This is a genomic window from Serratia sp. CY33802, from assembly GCF_052169095.1.
In the GTDB taxonomy this organism is placed as follows: domain Bacteria; phylum Pseudomonadota; class Gammaproteobacteria; order Enterobacterales; family Enterobacteriaceae; genus Serratia; species Serratia bockelmannii.
In genome coordinates, this window is sequence record NZ_JBJNLL010000006.1 from 61,984 (window position 1) to 78,195 (window position 16,212).

14 protein-coding genes are annotated in these 16,212 nt (G+C 62.0%); 9 read left to right on the forward strand and 5 right to left on the reverse strand.

Features of this window, described 5'->3' with window-relative positions; genetic code table 11:
• The first annotated feature begins 1 nt into the window (after position 1).
• Genes ACJ8HA_RS17850 through ACJ8HA_RS17860 form a run of 3 tightly spaced genes read left to right on the forward strand, consistent with a single transcriptional unit; the run spans position 2 to position 3,846 of the window.
• Entirely contained in the window at positions 2-1,372 is a 1,371-nt protein-coding gene (locus ACJ8HA_RS17850) for a sucrose-specific PTS transporter subunit IIBC (protein WP_197765039.1), read from the forward strand.
• Positions 1,372-2,781: a sucrose-6-phosphate hydrolase gene (locus ACJ8HA_RS17855; RefSeq protein ID WP_197770788.1), complete on the forward strand. Its 1,410-nt coding sequence runs from the start codon at positions 1,372-1,374 to the stop codon at positions 2,779-2,781. The genes ACJ8HA_RS17850 and ACJ8HA_RS17855 overlap by 1 nt, the downstream gene beginning before the upstream one ends.
• Before the next feature lie 21 nt (positions 2,782-2,802).
• On the forward strand, positions 2,803-3,846 hold the full coding sequence (locus ACJ8HA_RS17860) for a substrate-binding domain-containing protein (protein WP_060434570.1): 1,044 nt from the start codon (positions 2,803-2,805) through the stop codon (positions 3,844-3,846).
• Positions 3,847-3,901: 55 nt separating this feature from the next.
• On the opposite strand, the gene exbD is transcribed toward ACJ8HA_RS17860, so the two are convergent.
• Both exbD and exbB read right to left on the reverse strand, forming a co-directional pair.
• Positions 3,902-4,324, reverse strand: a complete 423-nt coding sequence (gene exbD / locus ACJ8HA_RS17865) for a TonB system transport protein ExbD (protein WP_004937307.1) — start codon at positions 4,322-4,324, stop codon at positions 3,902-3,904.
• A 3-nt stretch (positions 4,325-4,327) separates the two neighbouring features.
• The gene (gene exbB / locus ACJ8HA_RS17870) at positions 4,328-5,305 is read right to left on the reverse strand and encodes a tol-pal system-associated acyl-CoA thioesterase (protein WP_072269874.1); all 978 of its coding nucleotides are present in this window, start codon (positions 5,303-5,305) and stop codon (positions 4,328-4,330) included.
• Between the two features lie 431 nt (positions 5,306-5,736).
• Between exbB and metC the strand changes: the two genes are divergently transcribed.
• The gene (gene metC, locus ACJ8HA_RS17875; RefSeq protein ID WP_025304284.1) at positions 5,737-6,933 is read left to right on the forward strand and encodes a cystathionine beta-lyase; all 1,197 of its coding nucleotides are present in this window, start codon (positions 5,737-5,739) and stop codon (positions 6,931-6,933) included.
• A gap of 145 nt (positions 6,934-7,078) precedes the next feature.
• Entirely contained in the window at positions 7,079-7,741 is a 663-nt protein-coding gene (locus ACJ8HA_RS17880; protein ID WP_025304285.1) for a DedA family protein, read from the forward strand.
• Between the two features lie 10 nt (positions 7,742-7,751).
• Here the strand turns inward: ACJ8HA_RS17880 and ACJ8HA_RS17885 are convergent, their stop codons facing one another.
• Entirely contained in the window at positions 7,752-8,672 is a 921-nt protein-coding gene (locus ACJ8HA_RS17885) for a LysR family transcriptional regulator (protein ID WP_025304286.1), read from the reverse strand.
• Between the two features lie 107 nt (positions 8,673-8,779).
• Here ACJ8HA_RS17885 and ACJ8HA_RS17890 point away from each other — a divergent pair, with 107 nt between their 5' ends.
• Entirely contained in the window at positions 8,780-9,808 is a 1,029-nt protein-coding gene (locus tag ACJ8HA_RS17890) for a zinc-dependent alcohol dehydrogenase family protein (RefSeq protein ID WP_442515424.1), read from the forward strand.
• Between the two features lie 7 nt (positions 9,809-9,815).
• Here the strand turns inward: ACJ8HA_RS17890 and ACJ8HA_RS17895 are convergent, their stop codons facing one another.
• Positions 9,816-10,703, reverse strand: a complete 888-nt coding sequence (locus ACJ8HA_RS17895) for an AraC family transcriptional regulator (RefSeq protein ID WP_212637121.1) — start codon at positions 10,701-10,703, stop codon at positions 9,816-9,818.
• 226 nt (positions 10,704-10,929) lie between these two features.
• Here ACJ8HA_RS17895 and yqhD point away from each other — a divergent pair, with 226 nt between their 5' ends.
• The 3 genes from yqhD to ACJ8HA_RS17910 all read left to right on the forward strand — a co-directional run bounded on the left by yqhD (position 10,930) and on the right by ACJ8HA_RS17910 (position 13,954).
• Complete coding sequence (gene yqhD, locus ACJ8HA_RS17900; RefSeq protein ID WP_089181352.1) at positions 10,930-12,093, forward strand: alcohol dehydrogenase; 1,164 nt, start codon at positions 10,930-10,932, stop codon at positions 12,091-12,093.
• Between the two features lie 287 nt (positions 12,094-12,380).
• The gene (dkgA, locus tag ACJ8HA_RS17905) at positions 12,381-13,205 is read left to right on the forward strand and encodes a 2,5-didehydrogluconate reductase DkgA (protein WP_016930128.1); all 825 of its coding nucleotides are present in this window, start codon (positions 12,381-12,383) and stop codon (positions 13,203-13,205) included.
• Between the two features lie 143 nt (positions 13,206-13,348).
• Complete coding sequence (locus ACJ8HA_RS17910) at positions 13,349-13,954, forward strand: transglycosylase SLT domain-containing protein (RefSeq protein ID WP_025304291.1); 606 nt, start codon at positions 13,349-13,351, stop codon at positions 13,952-13,954.
• A 63-nt stretch (positions 13,955-14,017) separates the two neighbouring features.
• Here ACJ8HA_RS17910 and ACJ8HA_RS17915 read toward each other — a convergent pair whose 3' ends face one another.
• Positions 14,018-16,186, reverse strand: a complete 2,169-nt coding sequence (locus ACJ8HA_RS17915; RefSeq protein WP_025304292.1) for a YgiQ family radical SAM protein — start codon at positions 16,184-16,186, stop codon at positions 14,018-14,020.
• Positions 16,187-16,212 lie beyond the last annotated feature (26 nt).

Genomic DNA, 16,212 nt, shown 5'->3' on the forward strand with positions numbered 1-16,212 from the left:
CATGGACATTACCGCAACCGCCAACGCGCTGTTGCCGCTGCTCGGCGGTAAAGAGAACATCGCCAGCGCCGCCCACTGCGCCACGCGCCTGCGTCTGGTGCTGGTGGACGACAGCAAGGTGGACAAAGAGGCCATCGGCAAACTGGACGGCGTCAAAGGCTGCTTCAGCAACGCCGGTCAAATCCAGGTAATCTTCGGCACCGGGCTGGTCAACAAGGTGCATGCGGAATTCATCAAGGCAGCGGGCGTCAGCGAATCCAGCAAGGCCGAAGCCGCCGATATCGCGGCGAAAAAGCTCAACCCGCTGCAGCGCATCGCCCGCCTGCTGTCGAACATCTTCGTGCCAATCATCCCGGCGATCGTCGCTTCCGGCCTGTTGATGGGGTTGCTCGGCATGGTGAAAACCTACGGCTGGGCCGATGCCAACAGCGCGCTGTTCATCATGCTGGATATGTTCAGCTCGGCGGCGTTCATTATCCTGCCGATTCTGATCGGCTTCACCGCCGCACGCGAATTCGGCGGCAATCCCTACCTGGGCGCCACGCTCGGCGGCATTTTGACGCATCCGGCGCTGACCAACGCCTGGGGCGTCGCCGGAGGGTTCCACACCATGAACTTCTTCGGGCTGGACATCGCCATGATCGGCTATCAGGGCACCGTATTCCCGGTGCTGCTGACGGTGTGGTTCATGAGCCTGTTGGAAAAACGCCTGCGCAAGGTGATCCCCAACGCGCTGGATTTGATCCTGACGCCGTTCCTGACGGTCGTGATCTCCGGGTTTGTCGCCCTGCTGTTTATCGGCCCCGCCGGCCGGGCGCTGGGCGACGGCATCTCCTTCGTGCTCAGCACGCTGATCGCCCATGCCGGTTGGTTCGCCGGCCTGCTGTTCGGCGGCCTCTATTCCGCCATTGTCATCACCGGCATCCATCACAGCTTCCACGCGGTGGAGGCCGGGCTGCTCGGCAACCCCAACATCGGCGTCAACTTCCTGCTGCCGATTTGGTCGATGGCCAACATCGCTCAGGGCGGCGCCTGCCTGGCGGTGTATTTCAAAACGCGCGACGCCAAAATCAAAGCCATCGCGGTGCCTTCCGCCTTTTCCGCCATGCTCGGCATCACTGAGGCTGCGCTGTTTGGTATCAACCTGCGCTTCGTGAAACCCTTCCTGGCAGCGCTGGCGGGCGGTGCGCTCGGCGGCGCCTGGGTGGTGGCCAATCACGTCGGCATGAACGCGGTCGGGCTGACGGCGATCCCTGGCATGGCGATTGTGCAGGCCAGTTCGCTGGTCAGCTATATCATCGGCCTGGCGATCGCGTTTGGCAGCGCCTTCGCCCTCTCCCTGCTGCTGAAATATAAAACGGACGCGCAATGATGGAGGAGCTCAGCTTAATCAAACAGGCAATGCGGGCGGTCATGAACGGCCTGCCACTCGCGCTGCGCGATCCGCACCGCCCGGCCTGGCATCTGGCGCCCAGCGTTGGCCTGCTGAACGATCCCAACGGCTTCATTCAGCACAACGGCATTTATCATCTGTTCTATCAATGGAATCCGCTGGGCTGCGACCATCGCAACAAGTGCTGGGGACATTGGCAGTCGACCGACTTGCTGCGTTGGGCGCATCAGCCGATCGCCCTGGCGCCGGGCGCCTGTTACGACAGCCACGGCTGTTACTCCGGCTCGGCGGTGGTGGCGGAAGACAAAATCACGCTGATCTACACCGGCAACGTGAAATTCCCCGACGGCTCACGCACCGCTTACCAGTGCCTGGCTCAGGAAAGCGATCGGGGCGAGTACCGCAAACTCGGGCCGGTGCTGCCGCTGCCGGCGGGCTACAGCGGGCACGTACGCGATCCGAAAGTGTGGCGTCATCAGAATGCGTGGTACATGGTGCTCGGCGCGCGGGACTTGCAGGATCGCGGCAAGGTGCTGCTGCTTCGTTCCAGCGATCTGCGCGGCTGGCAACCGCTGGGCGAGATCGCCGGTTCCGGCCTGCACGACCTGGGTGAATTCGGCTACATGTGGGAGTGCCCAGACCTGTTCTCGCTGGAGGACGCCGACGTGTTGATCTGCTGCCCGCAGGGGCTGGCGCCGCAGCCGGAACGCTATCTCAACCGTTATCAGGCCGGCTATCTGCTCGGCAAGCTGGATTACCTGCAGCCGGCCTTCAGCCACGGCGAATTTCGCGAGCTGGACGCCGGCTTCGAGTTCTATGCACCGCAGACGACGCTGGCGGAAGATGGCCGCCGCCTGCTGTTCGGCTGGATGGGCGTGCCCGAGCAAGATGAAGAAGCCCATCCGACGCGCCGTTACGGCTGGATCCACACCATGACCTGCCCGCGCGAGCTGTCGCTGCGGCATGGCCGCCTCCACCAGCGCCCGGCGCGCGAGCTGCAACAGCTGCGCGGCGAGCGAGCATGCTGGCAAGGCCGTGCCGATGATGCCCCCGCCTATGCGCTGGGGGCTGCGGAGCTGCAGCTGACGCCGCAGGGCGCGTTCAGCGCCGCGTTTGGCGAGGCAATGACGCTGAACTGGGACGGCGAAAGGCTGCAGCTGACGCGCGCTTCCCTGGCCGACGGCCAGCCGGAGCACCGTTACTGGCGCGGCCCGGTCACGCATCTGCAGTTGCTGTTCGATCGTTCCAGCGTGGAGATCTTCATCAACCGCGGCGAGGCGGTGATGAGCGCGCGCTACTTCCCGGCCAGCGAACCGCAACTGCGGCTATCCGGAAGCGCGCCGCTGGCGTTGGAATACTGGCCGCTGACGCCATGCATGCTAGAATGACGCATCCTCCGATGACTTCAGATGGCGTCAGTGAAAAAAAATAAACGCATTACCATCAGTGACATCGCCACGCTGGCCGGGGTGTCGAAATCGACCGCCAGCCTGGTGCTGAACGGCCGCAGCAAGGAATATCGGGTGTCCGACGACACCCGCGACCGCGTTCTGGCGCTGGCGCACGAACACCATTATCAGCCCAGCATCCACGCTCGTTCTTTGCGCTCCAATCGCAGCCACACGCTGGGGCTGGTGGTGCCGGAGATGACCAACTACGGCTTTGCGGTGATTTCGCGCGAGCTGGAAACGCTGTGCCGCGAAGCCGGTCTGCAGCTGCTGATCGCCTGCACCGATGAAAACCCGGCGCAGGAGATGATGGCGGTGAACAGTCTGGTACAGCGGCAGGTGGACGGCTTGATCGTCGCCTCCAGCCAGTTGAACGATGCAGAATACCAGAAGATCAACGCCGGGCTACCGGTGGTGCAGATGGACCGCCTGATCGCCGGCTCCGAACTGCCGCTGGTGATCACCGACTCGGTTAATGCGACCGCCGACCTGGTGGAAAAGGTCGCGCGCCAACATCCGGATGAGATCTATTTTCTCGGCGGGCAGCCGCGCATTTCGCCGACCCGCGATCGCCTCGCCGGCTTCCAGCTTGGCCTGGAGCGCGCCGGCATCACGTGCAAACCGGAATGGATCATCAACGGCAACTATCACCCCAGCTCAGGTTACGAGATGTTCGCTCAGCTGTGCGCACAGCTGGGGCGTCCGCCCAAAGCGCTGTTTACCGCCGCCTGCGGCCTGCTGGAGGGCGTATTGCGTTATCTGACGCAGCATCAGCTGATGGAGAGCGACATCCACCTGTGCAGCTTCGACGATCACTACCTGTTCGATTGCATGACGCTGAAGATAGATACGGTCGCGCAAGACTGCCGGGCGCTGGCGCAGCATAGCTTCGACCAGGTGACCGCGCTCATCGACGAGCGGCCGCTGGAACAGCATGCGCTTTATCTGCCGGGCCGCATCCACTGGCGCCATGCCGGTTCCCGGGCGTTGTTGGCCGGGGAGTGATATTTCTGAATCAATAAAAAAGGGCGCCTGAGCGCCCTTTATCGTTGTGCTACCGCTACTTGGCGGCGCCTTCCATGCCCACCAGCCCCACTTTCAGGTAGCCGGCTTTACGCAGGGTGTCCATCACGCTCATCAGCGTTTCATAGTCCACGCTCTTGTCTGCCTGGAAGAAGATGGTGGTTTCTTTGTTCGCCTGAGTGCGTTGATCCAGCACCGAAGTCAACTGATCGGCATTCACCGGCTGATCGCCAACGTAGAGCTGCTTGTCGGCCTTCACCGACAGGAACACCGGTTTTTCCGGCCGCGGCTGCGGTTTGGCGGAGGAGGCCGGCAGATCGACGCGAATATCTACCGTTGCCAGCGGCGCGGCCACCATAAAGATGATCAACAGCACCAACATGACGTCGATAAACGGCGTCACGTTGATTTCATGCAGTTCGCCGCTGTCGTCCAGATCTTCATTTAAGCGCATCGCCATGACTCACCCCGCCCGCAGTTGGTGTGCGTGCTGTGAGCGCTTGGCTTCCGCCGTTGCGGCCAGATCCAGATCGCGGCCCTGCAGCAGCAAGACCTGCGCCGCCACGTCGCCTACCTGGGCGCGATGGCCGCTGATGACGCGGGCGAAGATGTTGTAGATAACGACCGCAGGGATCGCCGCTACCAGGCCCATCGCAGTCGCCAGCAGCGCCTCTGCGATGCCCGGCGCCACGACCGCCAGGTTGGTGGTCTGCGAATGGGCGATGCCGATAAAGCTGTTCATGATGCCCCAGACGGTACCGAACAGGCCGACGAACGGCGAGATGGCACCAATGGTGGCGAGGAAGCCGTTGCCGCGGCCCATGTTACGGCTGTAGGCCGCTACGCGGCGCTCGAGACGGAAACCGGTGCGTTCTTTGATGCCGTTGTTGTCGTTGGATTCCGCAGACAGCTCCAGCTCATTTTGCGCATCGTTCAGCAGTACCGCACTGACGCTCTCCGGGGAGAAGTTTTGCGCCAGCTCGGAAGCTTCATCCAGCGAGCGCGCTTCGGCCAGTGCCAACTGCTCGCGACGCAGACGGCGCTTGGCGCGCAGCAGTTCACTGCCTTTAGCGAACAAAATGGTCCAGGTCACGATAGACGCCAGCACCAGGCCGATCATCACCGCTTTCACCACCGCGTCGGCGTGCTGGTACATGCCCCAAATGGACAGGTCCATGCCGCGGGTTTCCGGTGGCTGGATCGTCGGTGCCGGGTTCACCGGCGTGATGCTTTCCGGCGCAGCGGCTGCAGGTGCAGGCGCGGTGGTCGGCGCAACGCTTTCGGTAACGGCCGGATTGGCCGCCGGCGCTGCCTGCGCGCTGCCGGCCAGCCCCACAACCAGCACCATAGAAGCCATCAGGCTGCGGCCAAAGGCCTTGCCCCACTGCGCCCGGCCCTGGCCGAACGATCCTTGATTTAAATTCTTGCCAGCCGTTTTCACGCTGTGCCTCCACCCATTACCGATCAAAATTAAGGAATAATTCAGCATGCGATCATATCAAACCAACCGGGGATTGATAGTAGTTCTCATTATTATTTACCAAATAAACGCGAAAATTTTAGCCAGCCCCGCGGCAAAGCGCCAATCCGCGCCCGTTCACCGCCAAACGCTCCTTTTATGGGGTTATTTCGTTACTTTTCTCCCACAACGGTGCAACAAGACCACCCTGCCGAACGACGTCTCGACCGATGAATGGGCTTCTCTCTCGCCGCTCGGCAGAAGGATGAGGCGAGAAATGCGCCGCTGACAGCCAATTATAGCCGTTTCTATATCCAGAAGTTAAAACGTCTGGATGGCTATATCAACTCATGCTAACGTAAGGGCTATCGTAAACGGGCACGTGCAGAGCAACCAGAGGTGAGCCAGGTACCATGACGTCAAAACACATCGAAACCACGCTGATCGGCGCCGGCCGCGGCAAACGCTACACCCAGGGCTCCGTCAATCCCGTTACGCAACGCGCCTCTTCCTTGGTCTTCGACTCCGTCGCCGCCAAAAAGCACGCCACCGCGCAACGCGCCCATGGCGAGCTGTTTTACGGCCGACGCGGCACGCTGACCCACTTCGCCCTGCAGGATGCGATGGTCGAGCTGGAGGGCGGCGCCGGCTGCGTGCTGTACCCCTGCGGCGCGGCGGCGGTGGCCAATGCGATCCTGTCGTTCGTCGGCGCCGGCGATCACCTGCTGGTCACCGGTTCGGCGTACGAACCGACCCAGGATTTCTGCACTCACATCCTCGGTCGCATGAACGTCAGCACCACCTATTTCGATCCGTTGATCGGCGCCGATATCGCCACGTTGATCCAACCCAATACCCGCGTGGTGTTCCTGGAATCCCCCGGCTCCATCACTCTGGAAGTGCAGGATATCCCGGCCATGGTGCAGGCCATTCGTGCCGTGGCGCCGGAGGTGGTGATCATGATCGACAACACCTGGGCGGCGGGCGTGCTGTTCAAGGCGCTGGATTTCGACATCGATATCTCCATTCAGGCCGGCACCAAATACCTGATCGGCCATTCCGATTACATGCTCGGCACCGCCGTCGCCAACGCGCGCTGTTGGGATCGGCTGCGCGAGTACTCCTATCTGATGGGGCAGATGGTGGATGCCGACACCGCCTACATGGCGAGCCGCGGCCTGCGTACCCTGAGCGTGCGCCTGAAACAGCACGAGCGCAGCAGCATTGAGGTCGCCAACTGGCTGGCCGAACGGCCGGAGGTGGCGACGGTCAATCACCCAGCCCTGCCCAGCTGCAAGGGCCACGAGTTCTACCGCCGCGACTTCAGCGGCTGCAACGGGCTGTTCTCTTTCGTGCTGAAAGAGCGGCTGGATGATGCCCAGTTGGCCGCTTACCTGGACAACTTCAGCCACTTCAGCATGGCCTACTCCTGGGGCGGCTTCGAGTCGCTGATCCTGGCCAACCAGCCGGAAGAGCTGGAAGCCATCCGGCCGGCGGGCGGCGTCGATTTCTCCGGCACGCTGGTGCGCATACACATCGGCCTGGAGAACGTCGAAGACCTGATCGCCGATCTGGCGGCCGGTTTCGATCGCCTCAACGGCGTGCGCTAAGGCGGATTCCGGTAATTTTCTTCGTCTCGTTTAATGTCGGCTTAAGCTATTAGCGGTACACTAACCGGATAACTGTCAGATACGGTAACCGCCGCATCCTGGAGAACGTGACCCCGGGCGCAACCGGCATGCAACAGGACATAAAATGGATGTATTACGAGAGATTATTCATGCGCTTTGGCAGCAGGACTTTATCGCCCTCGCCGATCCTAGCGTGATTTGGGTGGTTTATGCCGTGCTTTTCACCACCCTGTTTTTGGAAAACGGACTGCTGCCCGCCTCCTTCCTCCCCGGCGACAGCCTGCTGCTGCTGTCGGGTGCGCTGATCGCCAAAGGCGTGATGGGCTTTGCCCCCACCCTGTTGATTCTGACCGCCGCCGCCGGTCTCGGCTGTTGGCTGAGCTATATCCAGGGCCGCTGGCTGGGCCACACCGGCCTGGTGAAAGGCTGGCTGCTGCAATTGCCGGCGCAATATCACCAGCGCGCTCATAACCTGTTCAATCGCCACGGGCTGACGGCACTGCTGATCGGCCGTTTCCTCGGCTTCGTGCGCACGCTGCTGCCGACCATGGCCGGCATTTCCGGGCTCAACAGTTCGCGCTTCCAGGTGTTCAACTGGCTGAGTGCGGCGATCTGGGTCTGCGCGCTGGTCGGCCTCGGTTACGCGTTCAGCCAAATCCCTCTGGTGAAACGCTACGAAAGCCAGGTGATGACCGGCCTGATGCTGCTGCCGCTGTTGCTGCTGTTCGTCGGCCTGCTGGGCGCCATGCTGGTGATCTGGCGTAAAAAGCGCGCCTCCTCCTCCTGATCCAGGCGCACTACAGCGCCTTCTCAACCAACGCCAGACTGGCGGGCAACTTGCTCACCAGCGTATCCACCGCCAGCCGCACCTTCAGCGGCAGGTGCGGCGTGTGTGGCCATACCGCATGTGCATCAAAGGCGGCGCCCGGCCGATCGCGCAGTAAGCGTACCAGCGCCCCGCTCAACAGCTGCTCACGCACCAGCCAGCACGGCAGCCAGGCGATGCCGAAACCCGCCGTCGCTGCATCCGCAATCGCCTGCAAATCGTCCATCTGCAACCGGTTATTCGGCATCACGTCCTGCGGTTTGCCGTTCTCGTCCAGCACCCGCCAGCTGCGCCGCGCGCCGGCGCGCATATAGGTCACCGCCTCGTGCTGAGCCAGTTGCTCAATGCTGTGCGGTTCGCCGCACCGCTGCAGATAGGCCGGCGAGGCGCACAGCGTCATGCGGTGATCGCCGATACGACGCGCCACCAGCCCGCTGCTGTTGGCCAGCGTGCCGTTACGGATCGCCATATCGAAACCGTCCTCAATCAGATCCACCACCCGATCGCTGAACGACAGCTCCAGCTCCAGGCCAGGGTGCTCACGCGTCAGATCGGTCAGCAACGGCGCAATACACATGCGGCCAAACAGCACCGGCATCGACACCCGCAGCCGGCCGCTGACCTGCCGCTTGCCCGACTCCAGCAACGTTTCCGCGCTGCGGATCTCCTCCAGCGCCCGCAGGCAGCGCTCATAGAACAACGCACCGTCGTCGGTCAGGCTCTGGCTGCGGGTGGTGCGATGAAACAGCCGCACGCCCAGCCGCTGTTCCAGCCGGGCGATGGTTTTCCCTACCGCCGAACGCGACAGGTGCAACCGACTGGCCGCCAACGCAAAACTGCCCGCCTCCACGGCGGTGACGAATACCGAAATGCCGCTCAATCGATCGCTCATGATTTGTCGCTCTGAAAGAAACAATCTGCGGAAATCTTATCGCCACTGGCGAACCTCTATCAACGATATTATCGACAGGTCGTTAATCGCTGACTTTGGAGAACATCATGACCGACACGATGCAACGCTGGACGATGGATACCCTGGGGCGTGAACACCTGCAGCTGACCACCGAAGCGGTTCCGCAGCCGGGGCCACACGAAATCAGAGTGAAAGTGAAGGCGGTAGCGCTCAACTACCGCGACAAAATGATGATTGAAAGCGGCATGGGGCTGACGCTGCCGCAGTCGTTCACCCCCGCCTCTGACATGGCCGGCGAGGTCGACGCTATCGGCCCCGGCGTCAGCCGGTTCCAACCCGGCGCTCGGTTCATCTCCACCTTCAGCCCCGGCTGGCTCGACGGCCGGCAAAAACCGTACGGCGATGCGCGCCAGGTGCCTTACCACACCCTTGGTGGCTTCTATCAGGGCGTACTGGCGGAATACGTGATTTTGCATGAAGACTGGCTGGTGGCGGCGCCGACGTCGCTGGACGACGCGCAGGCCAGCACCCTGCCGTGCGCCGGGCTGACCGCCTGGTTCGCGCTGGTAGAGCAAGGCAAACTGCATGCCGGCGAGACAGTGCTGGTGCAAGGCACCGGTGGCGTGGCGCTGTTCGCGCTGCAGATCGCCAAAGCGCACGGCGCCGAGGTGTACGTGACCTCCGGCAGCGATGAAAAGCTGGCGCGCGCCCGGGCACTGGGCGCCAGTCACGGCATCAACCGGCTGAACGACGATTGGGTGGAGGCGGTTTATGCGCTGACGCAGGATCGCGGCATCGACCATGTGATCGACACCGTCGGCGGCCCGAATCTCGGCAACTCAGTACGCGCCGTGGCGGTGGGCGGCCGCATCTCGGTGATCGGCGTGCTGGCGGGCGCCGAGATTTCCGCGCCCGCCGGCCTGCTGCTGCTGAAATCGGCGCAGATCCAGGGCATCGGCGTCGGCCATCGCCGCGCGCTGGAAGATCTGGTGCGCGCCGTGGACGCCGTCAACCTGCAGCCGGTGATCGATCAGGTATACCGCTTCGACCAGCTGCCGCAGGCGTTGGATCATCTCGATCGCGGGCCGTTCGGCAAGATCGTTCTGACCCCGTAAACGCGGCTCAGCCCTCCAGCAGCAGCGGATTGGCATCGCGCAGCCGGGCGACTTCATCGCTCGGCGTCATGCCGAACAGCCGTTTGAATTCACGACTGAACTGCGACGCGCTCTCGTAACCGACGCGGATCGCCGCCGTGCTGGCCTTCAGACCGTCATGCACCATCAACAGGCGCGCCTTATGCAGCCGGTACGATTTCACGTACTGCAGCGGAGAGGTGTTGGTCACCGCCTTGAAGTTATGGTGAAACGCCGACACGCTCATGTTGACCTCGCTGGCCAACTGCTCGACGTTGAGATTGTCGGCATACTGATTTTCTATGCGCCGCAGCGCCTTGGCGATCTGGCTGAAGTGGGTATGTCGATTAACCAGCTCCTGCAGCGACGCACCGCAGGTGCCGCGCAGCACATAGTAGAGGATCTCGCGCACAATCTGCGGCCCCAGCACCCGGGCGTCGAGCGGCTTGGCCATCACGTCCAGCAGGCGTTCAGTGGCACACAGCAGCGCTTCCGTCAGCTCGGCCAGATTTACCCCGTTGCTCTCCGCCCGCGGCTGCATCAGGTAGTCGTCGTCGCCGATGTCGATCAGCAAATCCTGCAGCATTTGGGTATCGATATTGACCGCCAACCCCACCAGCGGCAACTCCGGGCTGGCGAAGGTTTCGCACTCGAACGGCAGCGGCACCGTCATCAGCAGGTAGTTGCGCGGATCGTATTGGAACACCTTGTTGCCGCAATAGCCGACCTTGTGCCCCTGAAAGATGATGACGATCCCCGGTTCGTACATTACCGGTTGACGCGGGCAGTGGCGATCGACATACAGGATCTTCACCCGCGGCACCGGTGACGACGTGTAGCCGTTGCCGGTGGCGATAGCCATCGCCTGGCGTGCCATGCGGCTGCGCAGCGCATCGATTTCAGTCACGGAAACACCCTCTTACAGTCAGAACGATTCGGCATAAATCATAATTTAAAGCTCTCCATTTCTACAGGCAGTTGTAGAAATAGGCAAGAACCAAACAGGAATGTGCATTGTGCGTTGCCGCCAGGTTCCTGACAATACGGGCCAGACACCTTTGCGCCGCGTTGGCGCCCGCCTGACAGAAAGAGAGAAATCAACCATGCAAAACTTCATTCTGCATACCCCAACCAAAATCCTGTTCGGCAAGGACCAAATTGCCGACGTGGCCGGCCAGATCCCAGCGGACGCACGCATCCTGATCACCTACGGTGGCGGCAGCGTGAAGAAAAACGGCGTGCTGGATCAGGTGTACAGCGCGCTGGCCGGCCGTGACGTGCGTGAGTTCTCCGGCATCGAGCCGAACCCGACCTACGAAACGCTGATGAAAGCGGTCGAGGTGGTGAAAGCGGAAAACATCGATTTCCTGCTGGCGGTCGGCGGCGGTTCGGTGGTTGACGGCACCAAGTTCATCGCCGCCGCGGCCCGTTATACGGCCGACAGCGATGCCTGGCATATTCTGCAGACCGTCGGCAGCCACATCACTGACGCGGTGCCGATGGGCTGCGTGCTGACGCTGCCGGCCACCGGTTCCGAGTCCAACAGCGGCGCGGTGATCACCCGGAAGAGCAGCGGCGACAAACAGCACTTCTTCTCGCCGCTGGTGCAGCCGCGCTTTGCCGTGCTGGATCCGGTCGTGACCTACTCGCTGCCGCCGCGCCAGGTAGCCAACGGCGTGGTCGACGCCTTCGTACACACCCTGGAGCAGTATCTGACCTACCCGGTCGACGCCAAGGTGCAGGATCGCTTCGCCGAAGGCCTGCTGCTGACCCTGCTGGAAGACGGCCCGCGCGCGCTGGCCGAGCCGGAAAACTATGCGGTGCGCGCCAACGTGATGTGGAGCGCTACCATGGCGCTGAACGGCCTGATCGGCGCCGGGGTGCCGCAGGACTGGGCGACCCACATGCTGGGCCATGAACTGACCGCCATGCACGATCTCGACCACGCACAAACGCTGGCCATCGTGCTGCCGGCGCTGCTGCACGAGAAGAAAGCGCAGAAGCGCGAAAAACTGCTGCAGTACGCTGACCGCATCTGGGACCTGCGCGAAGGCAGCGAAGACAGCCGCATCGACGGCGCCATCGCCGCCACCCGCGCCTTCTTCGAACAGATGGGTGTACCGACCCGCATGGCGGATTATCAGCTCGACGGCAGCAGCATTCCGGCGCTGCTCGACAAGCTGCATCAGCACGGCATGACCGCCCTGGGCGAGCATCAGGACATCACCCTGGACGTCAGCCGCCGCATTTATGAAGCGGCGCGTTAATCGCAAAACGGCGATTTTTTGCTAGGCTTTAGTCTCCGTCAGCCATTTTTCGCCGCATCCGGCGCCCGGCCGATCGCCGGGCGCCGTCGGGCGCCTCAGCGCGCCGCCGATCGTTTCGCACCCTTCGTCTTACCGCTCATTCGCAGGGAGAGCGGGGAGAGAATCGCCCTCCCGCCACCGCTGAAATTAGGCTGGCAAACCCGGCAACCGCCCATTTTGCCAACTAGAATTTATCTATAGCCGTTTCGGTGCCGCAGGCGCCGCAATCCGTACACAAGGAGATGCGCATGACAACGCAACAACCCATCATCAAACTCCACGATGGTAATCTGATGCCGCAGTTGGGTCTCGGCGTTTGGCAGGCGAGTATTGAAGAGACCACCCGCGCGGTCAGCAAAGCGCTGGAGATCGGTTACCGCTCCATCGACACCGCCGCGATCTACAAGAACGAGGAAGGCGTCGGCGCCGCGCTGCAGTCCAGCGCGCTGCCGCGCAGCGACCTGTTCATCACCACCAAGCTGTGGAACGACGATCAGGGCGATCCGCTGGCGGCGCTGGAAACCAGTCTGGAAAAGCTCAAGCTGGACTATGTGGATCTGTATCTGATCCACTGGCCGCGCCCACAGCAGGATCAATACGTCTCCGCCTGGCGCGAGCTGATCAAACTGCGCGAACAAGGCCTGGTGAAAAGCATCGGCGTATGCAACTTCCATACGCCGCACCTGCAGCGTCTGTTGGATGAAACCAACGTGGCGCCGGTCGTCAACCAGATCGAGCTGCACCCGCTGCTGCAACAGCGCCAACTGCGCGCTTGGAACGCTACGCACCATATCGCCACCGAATCCTGGAGCCCGCTGGCGCAGGGCGGTGAAGGGGTATTCGACCAGCCGCTGATCAAGGCCCTGGCCGAGAAATACGAGAAAACCCCGGCGCAAATCGTGGTGCGCTGGCACCTGGACAGCGGTCTTATCGTGATCCCGAAATCCGTCACGCCGTCGCGCATTCGCGAAAACTTCGAGGTATTTGATTTCAAACTCGATAAGGACGAACTGGGCGAGATCGCCAAGCTGGACGTCGGCAACCGCCTGGGGCCGGATCCGGATACCCTGTAAACCCACGCTCAAGCCCTCTCCCGCCGGAGGGGGCTTTTCCTTCCCACACATTGCTCCTTTGCGCCGCCTGACGTTATGATGACGACGCCGGAGGCTCCGGCCACCGGTTAACGCCGTTAAAAAACAGACAAGCACGGAGCACCATGAAATTCTCTTTCTCACACGGGTCACGGCTGGGCATGCTTTGCATCATGCTGGTGCTGGCGGGTTGCGCCGGCAAGAAACAGCGCGTCAGCTACGATCGCCACGCCTTCGATAGCGCCATCAAAGACGCCGCCAGCGAATACGGCGTGGACGCCAAGCTGATCACCGCCATGATCCAGGTGGAGTCCGGCTTCAACCCTTCCGCAGTGAGCAGATCCAATGCGATCGGCCTGATGCAGCTGAAAGCCGATACCGCCGGCTGCGATGCCTACCGCTACAAAGGCAAACGCGGCTGCCCGGACGACGATGACCTGCGGGATCCCGACACCAATATCGATCTCGGCGCCGCCTATCTGGCCACCTTGCAAAAACAACAGCTTAAAGGGATCGCCAATCCCGTCACGCTGCGCTACGCCACCATCATCGCCTACGTCAACGGCACCGGCGCGCTGCTGCGCACCTTCTCCAGTAATCGCCAGCAGGCGATCGCGATGATCAACAACCTGTCGCCAGAAGCCTTTAACTGGCACGTGCGCAAATACCATCCCGCACCGCAGGCGCCGCGCCATTTGATGAAAGTGGAAGCCGCTTACGAACGGTTGTAATTAGCTAAAGTAAAAAGGAGAACCCGGGGGTTCTCCTTTTTGTTTGCGCACGCGGCGTGGTCGTTACGGCTTGGCCTTGCGAATCGGCTTGCGCGGCGGCCGGTTGGACGGCGTGCGCTGCCGATTAATATCGGTATGTTTGGTCAGCGCCGGCCGGGTGTGGCGCTGCAGCCGTTTCGCCTCGCGCTGCTCGTCGATGCTCGGCGCCGGCACCAGACACTCGCGGCGGCTGCCGATCAGGTGCTTCAGCCCCATCTCTTCCAGCGCGGTGCGGATCAGCGCCCAGTTGGCAGGATCGTGGTAACGCAGCAGCGCCTTATGCAGGCGACGCTGGCGCTCGCCGCGCGGCACCACCACGTCTTCACTCTTGTACCCCACCTTGCTCAGCGGGTTTTTGCCGCTGTAATACATGGTGGTGGAGTTGGCCATCGGCGAAGGATAGAAGTTCTGCACCTGATCGAGGCGGAAACGGTTCTTCTTCAGCCACAGCGCCAGGTTCACCATGTCTTCATCGCGGGTGCCCGGGTGCGACGAGATGAAGTACGGGATCAGGTACTGCTCTTTGCCCGCCTGCTTCGAATAGTGATCAAACAGCTGCTTGAAGCGATCGTAGCTGCCCATGCCGGGTTTCATCATCTTTGACAGCGGGCCTTCTTCGGTGTGCTCCGGCGCGATCTTCAGGTAGCCGCCGACGTGGTGGGTCGCCAGTTCCTTGATATAGCGCGGATCTTCCACCGCCAGATCGTAACGAACCCCGGAAGCGATCAGGATCTTCTTGATGCCCTCCAGCGAACGCGCGCGGCGGTAAAGCTTGATGGTCGGCTCGTGGTTAGTGTCCATATAAGTGCAGATCTCCGGATACACGCACGAGGCGCGGCGGCAGGTCTGCTCGGCGCGCGGGTTAGTGCAGCGCAGCATGTACATGTTAGCGGTCGGGCCGCCCAGATCGGAGATCACGCCGGTAAAGCCCGGCACCTTGTCGCGGATCTCTTCGATTTCGCGAACGATCGAATCTTCCGAACGGCTCTGGATGATGCGCCCTTCATGCTCGGTGATCGAACAGAACGAACAGCCGCCGTAGCAACCGCGCATGATGTTCACCGAGAAACGGATCATGTCATAGGCCGGAATGCGATCCTGGCCATAGGACGGGTGCGGCACACGCTGATAAGGCAGGGCAAAGACGCTGTCCATCTCCGGCGTGGTCAGCGGGATCGCCGGCGGGTTGATCCACACGTAGCGGTCACCGTGTTTCTGCATCAGCGCGCGGGCGCAGCCTGGGTTGGTTTCATGGTGCAAAATGCGCGAGGTGTGCGCATACAGCACCTTGTCGCCCTTCACTTTCTCGAAGGACGGCAGCAGCACGTAGGTCTTCTCCCACGGCTTCGGCTTGGCGGCGCGCACCGTGACAGGCTTGGCTTCCGGCTCTTTCGGCTTGGCGCCGTCGGCGCACGGCAGATCCTCGCCGTACGGGTTCGGGATAGGTTCGATGCGGCCCGGCTTGTCGAGGCGGGTGGAATCCACGCCGCTCCAGCCCGGCAGCGCTTCTTTGCGCATCACCGCGGTATTGCGAATATCGTGGATATCGCCGATTTTCTCGCCGGCGGCCAGACGGTGCGCCACTTCCACCAGCGGGCGTTCGCCGTTGCCGTAGATCAGCATGTCGGCTTTGGAGTCCACCAGCACCGAACGGCGCACGGTATCCGACCAATAATCGTAGTGGGCGATGCGGCGCAGGCTGGCTTCGATGCCGCCCAACACGATCGGCACGTCTTTATAGGCTTCTTTGCAGCGCTGGCTGTAGACCAGGGTGGCGCGATCCGGGCGTTTGCCGCCGACGTTGCCGGCGGTGTAAGCGTCGTCGTGGCGCAGTTTGCGATCGGCGGTATAGCGGTTGATCATCGAGTCCATGTTGCCGGCGGTGATGCCGAAGAACAGGTTCGGTTTCCCCAACCGCATGAAATCTTCTTTGTTGCTCCAGTCCGGCTGCGCGATGATGCCGACGCGGAAGCCCTGCGCTTCCAGCATGCGGCCGATGATCGCCATGCCGAAGCTCGGGTGGTCGACATAGGCGTCGCCGCTGATGATGATCACGTCGCAGCTGTCCCAGCCCAGTTGATCCATCTCGGCTCGCGACATCGGTAAAAACGGCGCGGTGCCATAACATTCCGCCCAATAAGGCTTATAGGAAAACAGTTCACGATCGGGTTGGATCAGGCTGGTGGTGCTCATTCTGCCGCTCTTTTTACAGGTTAATT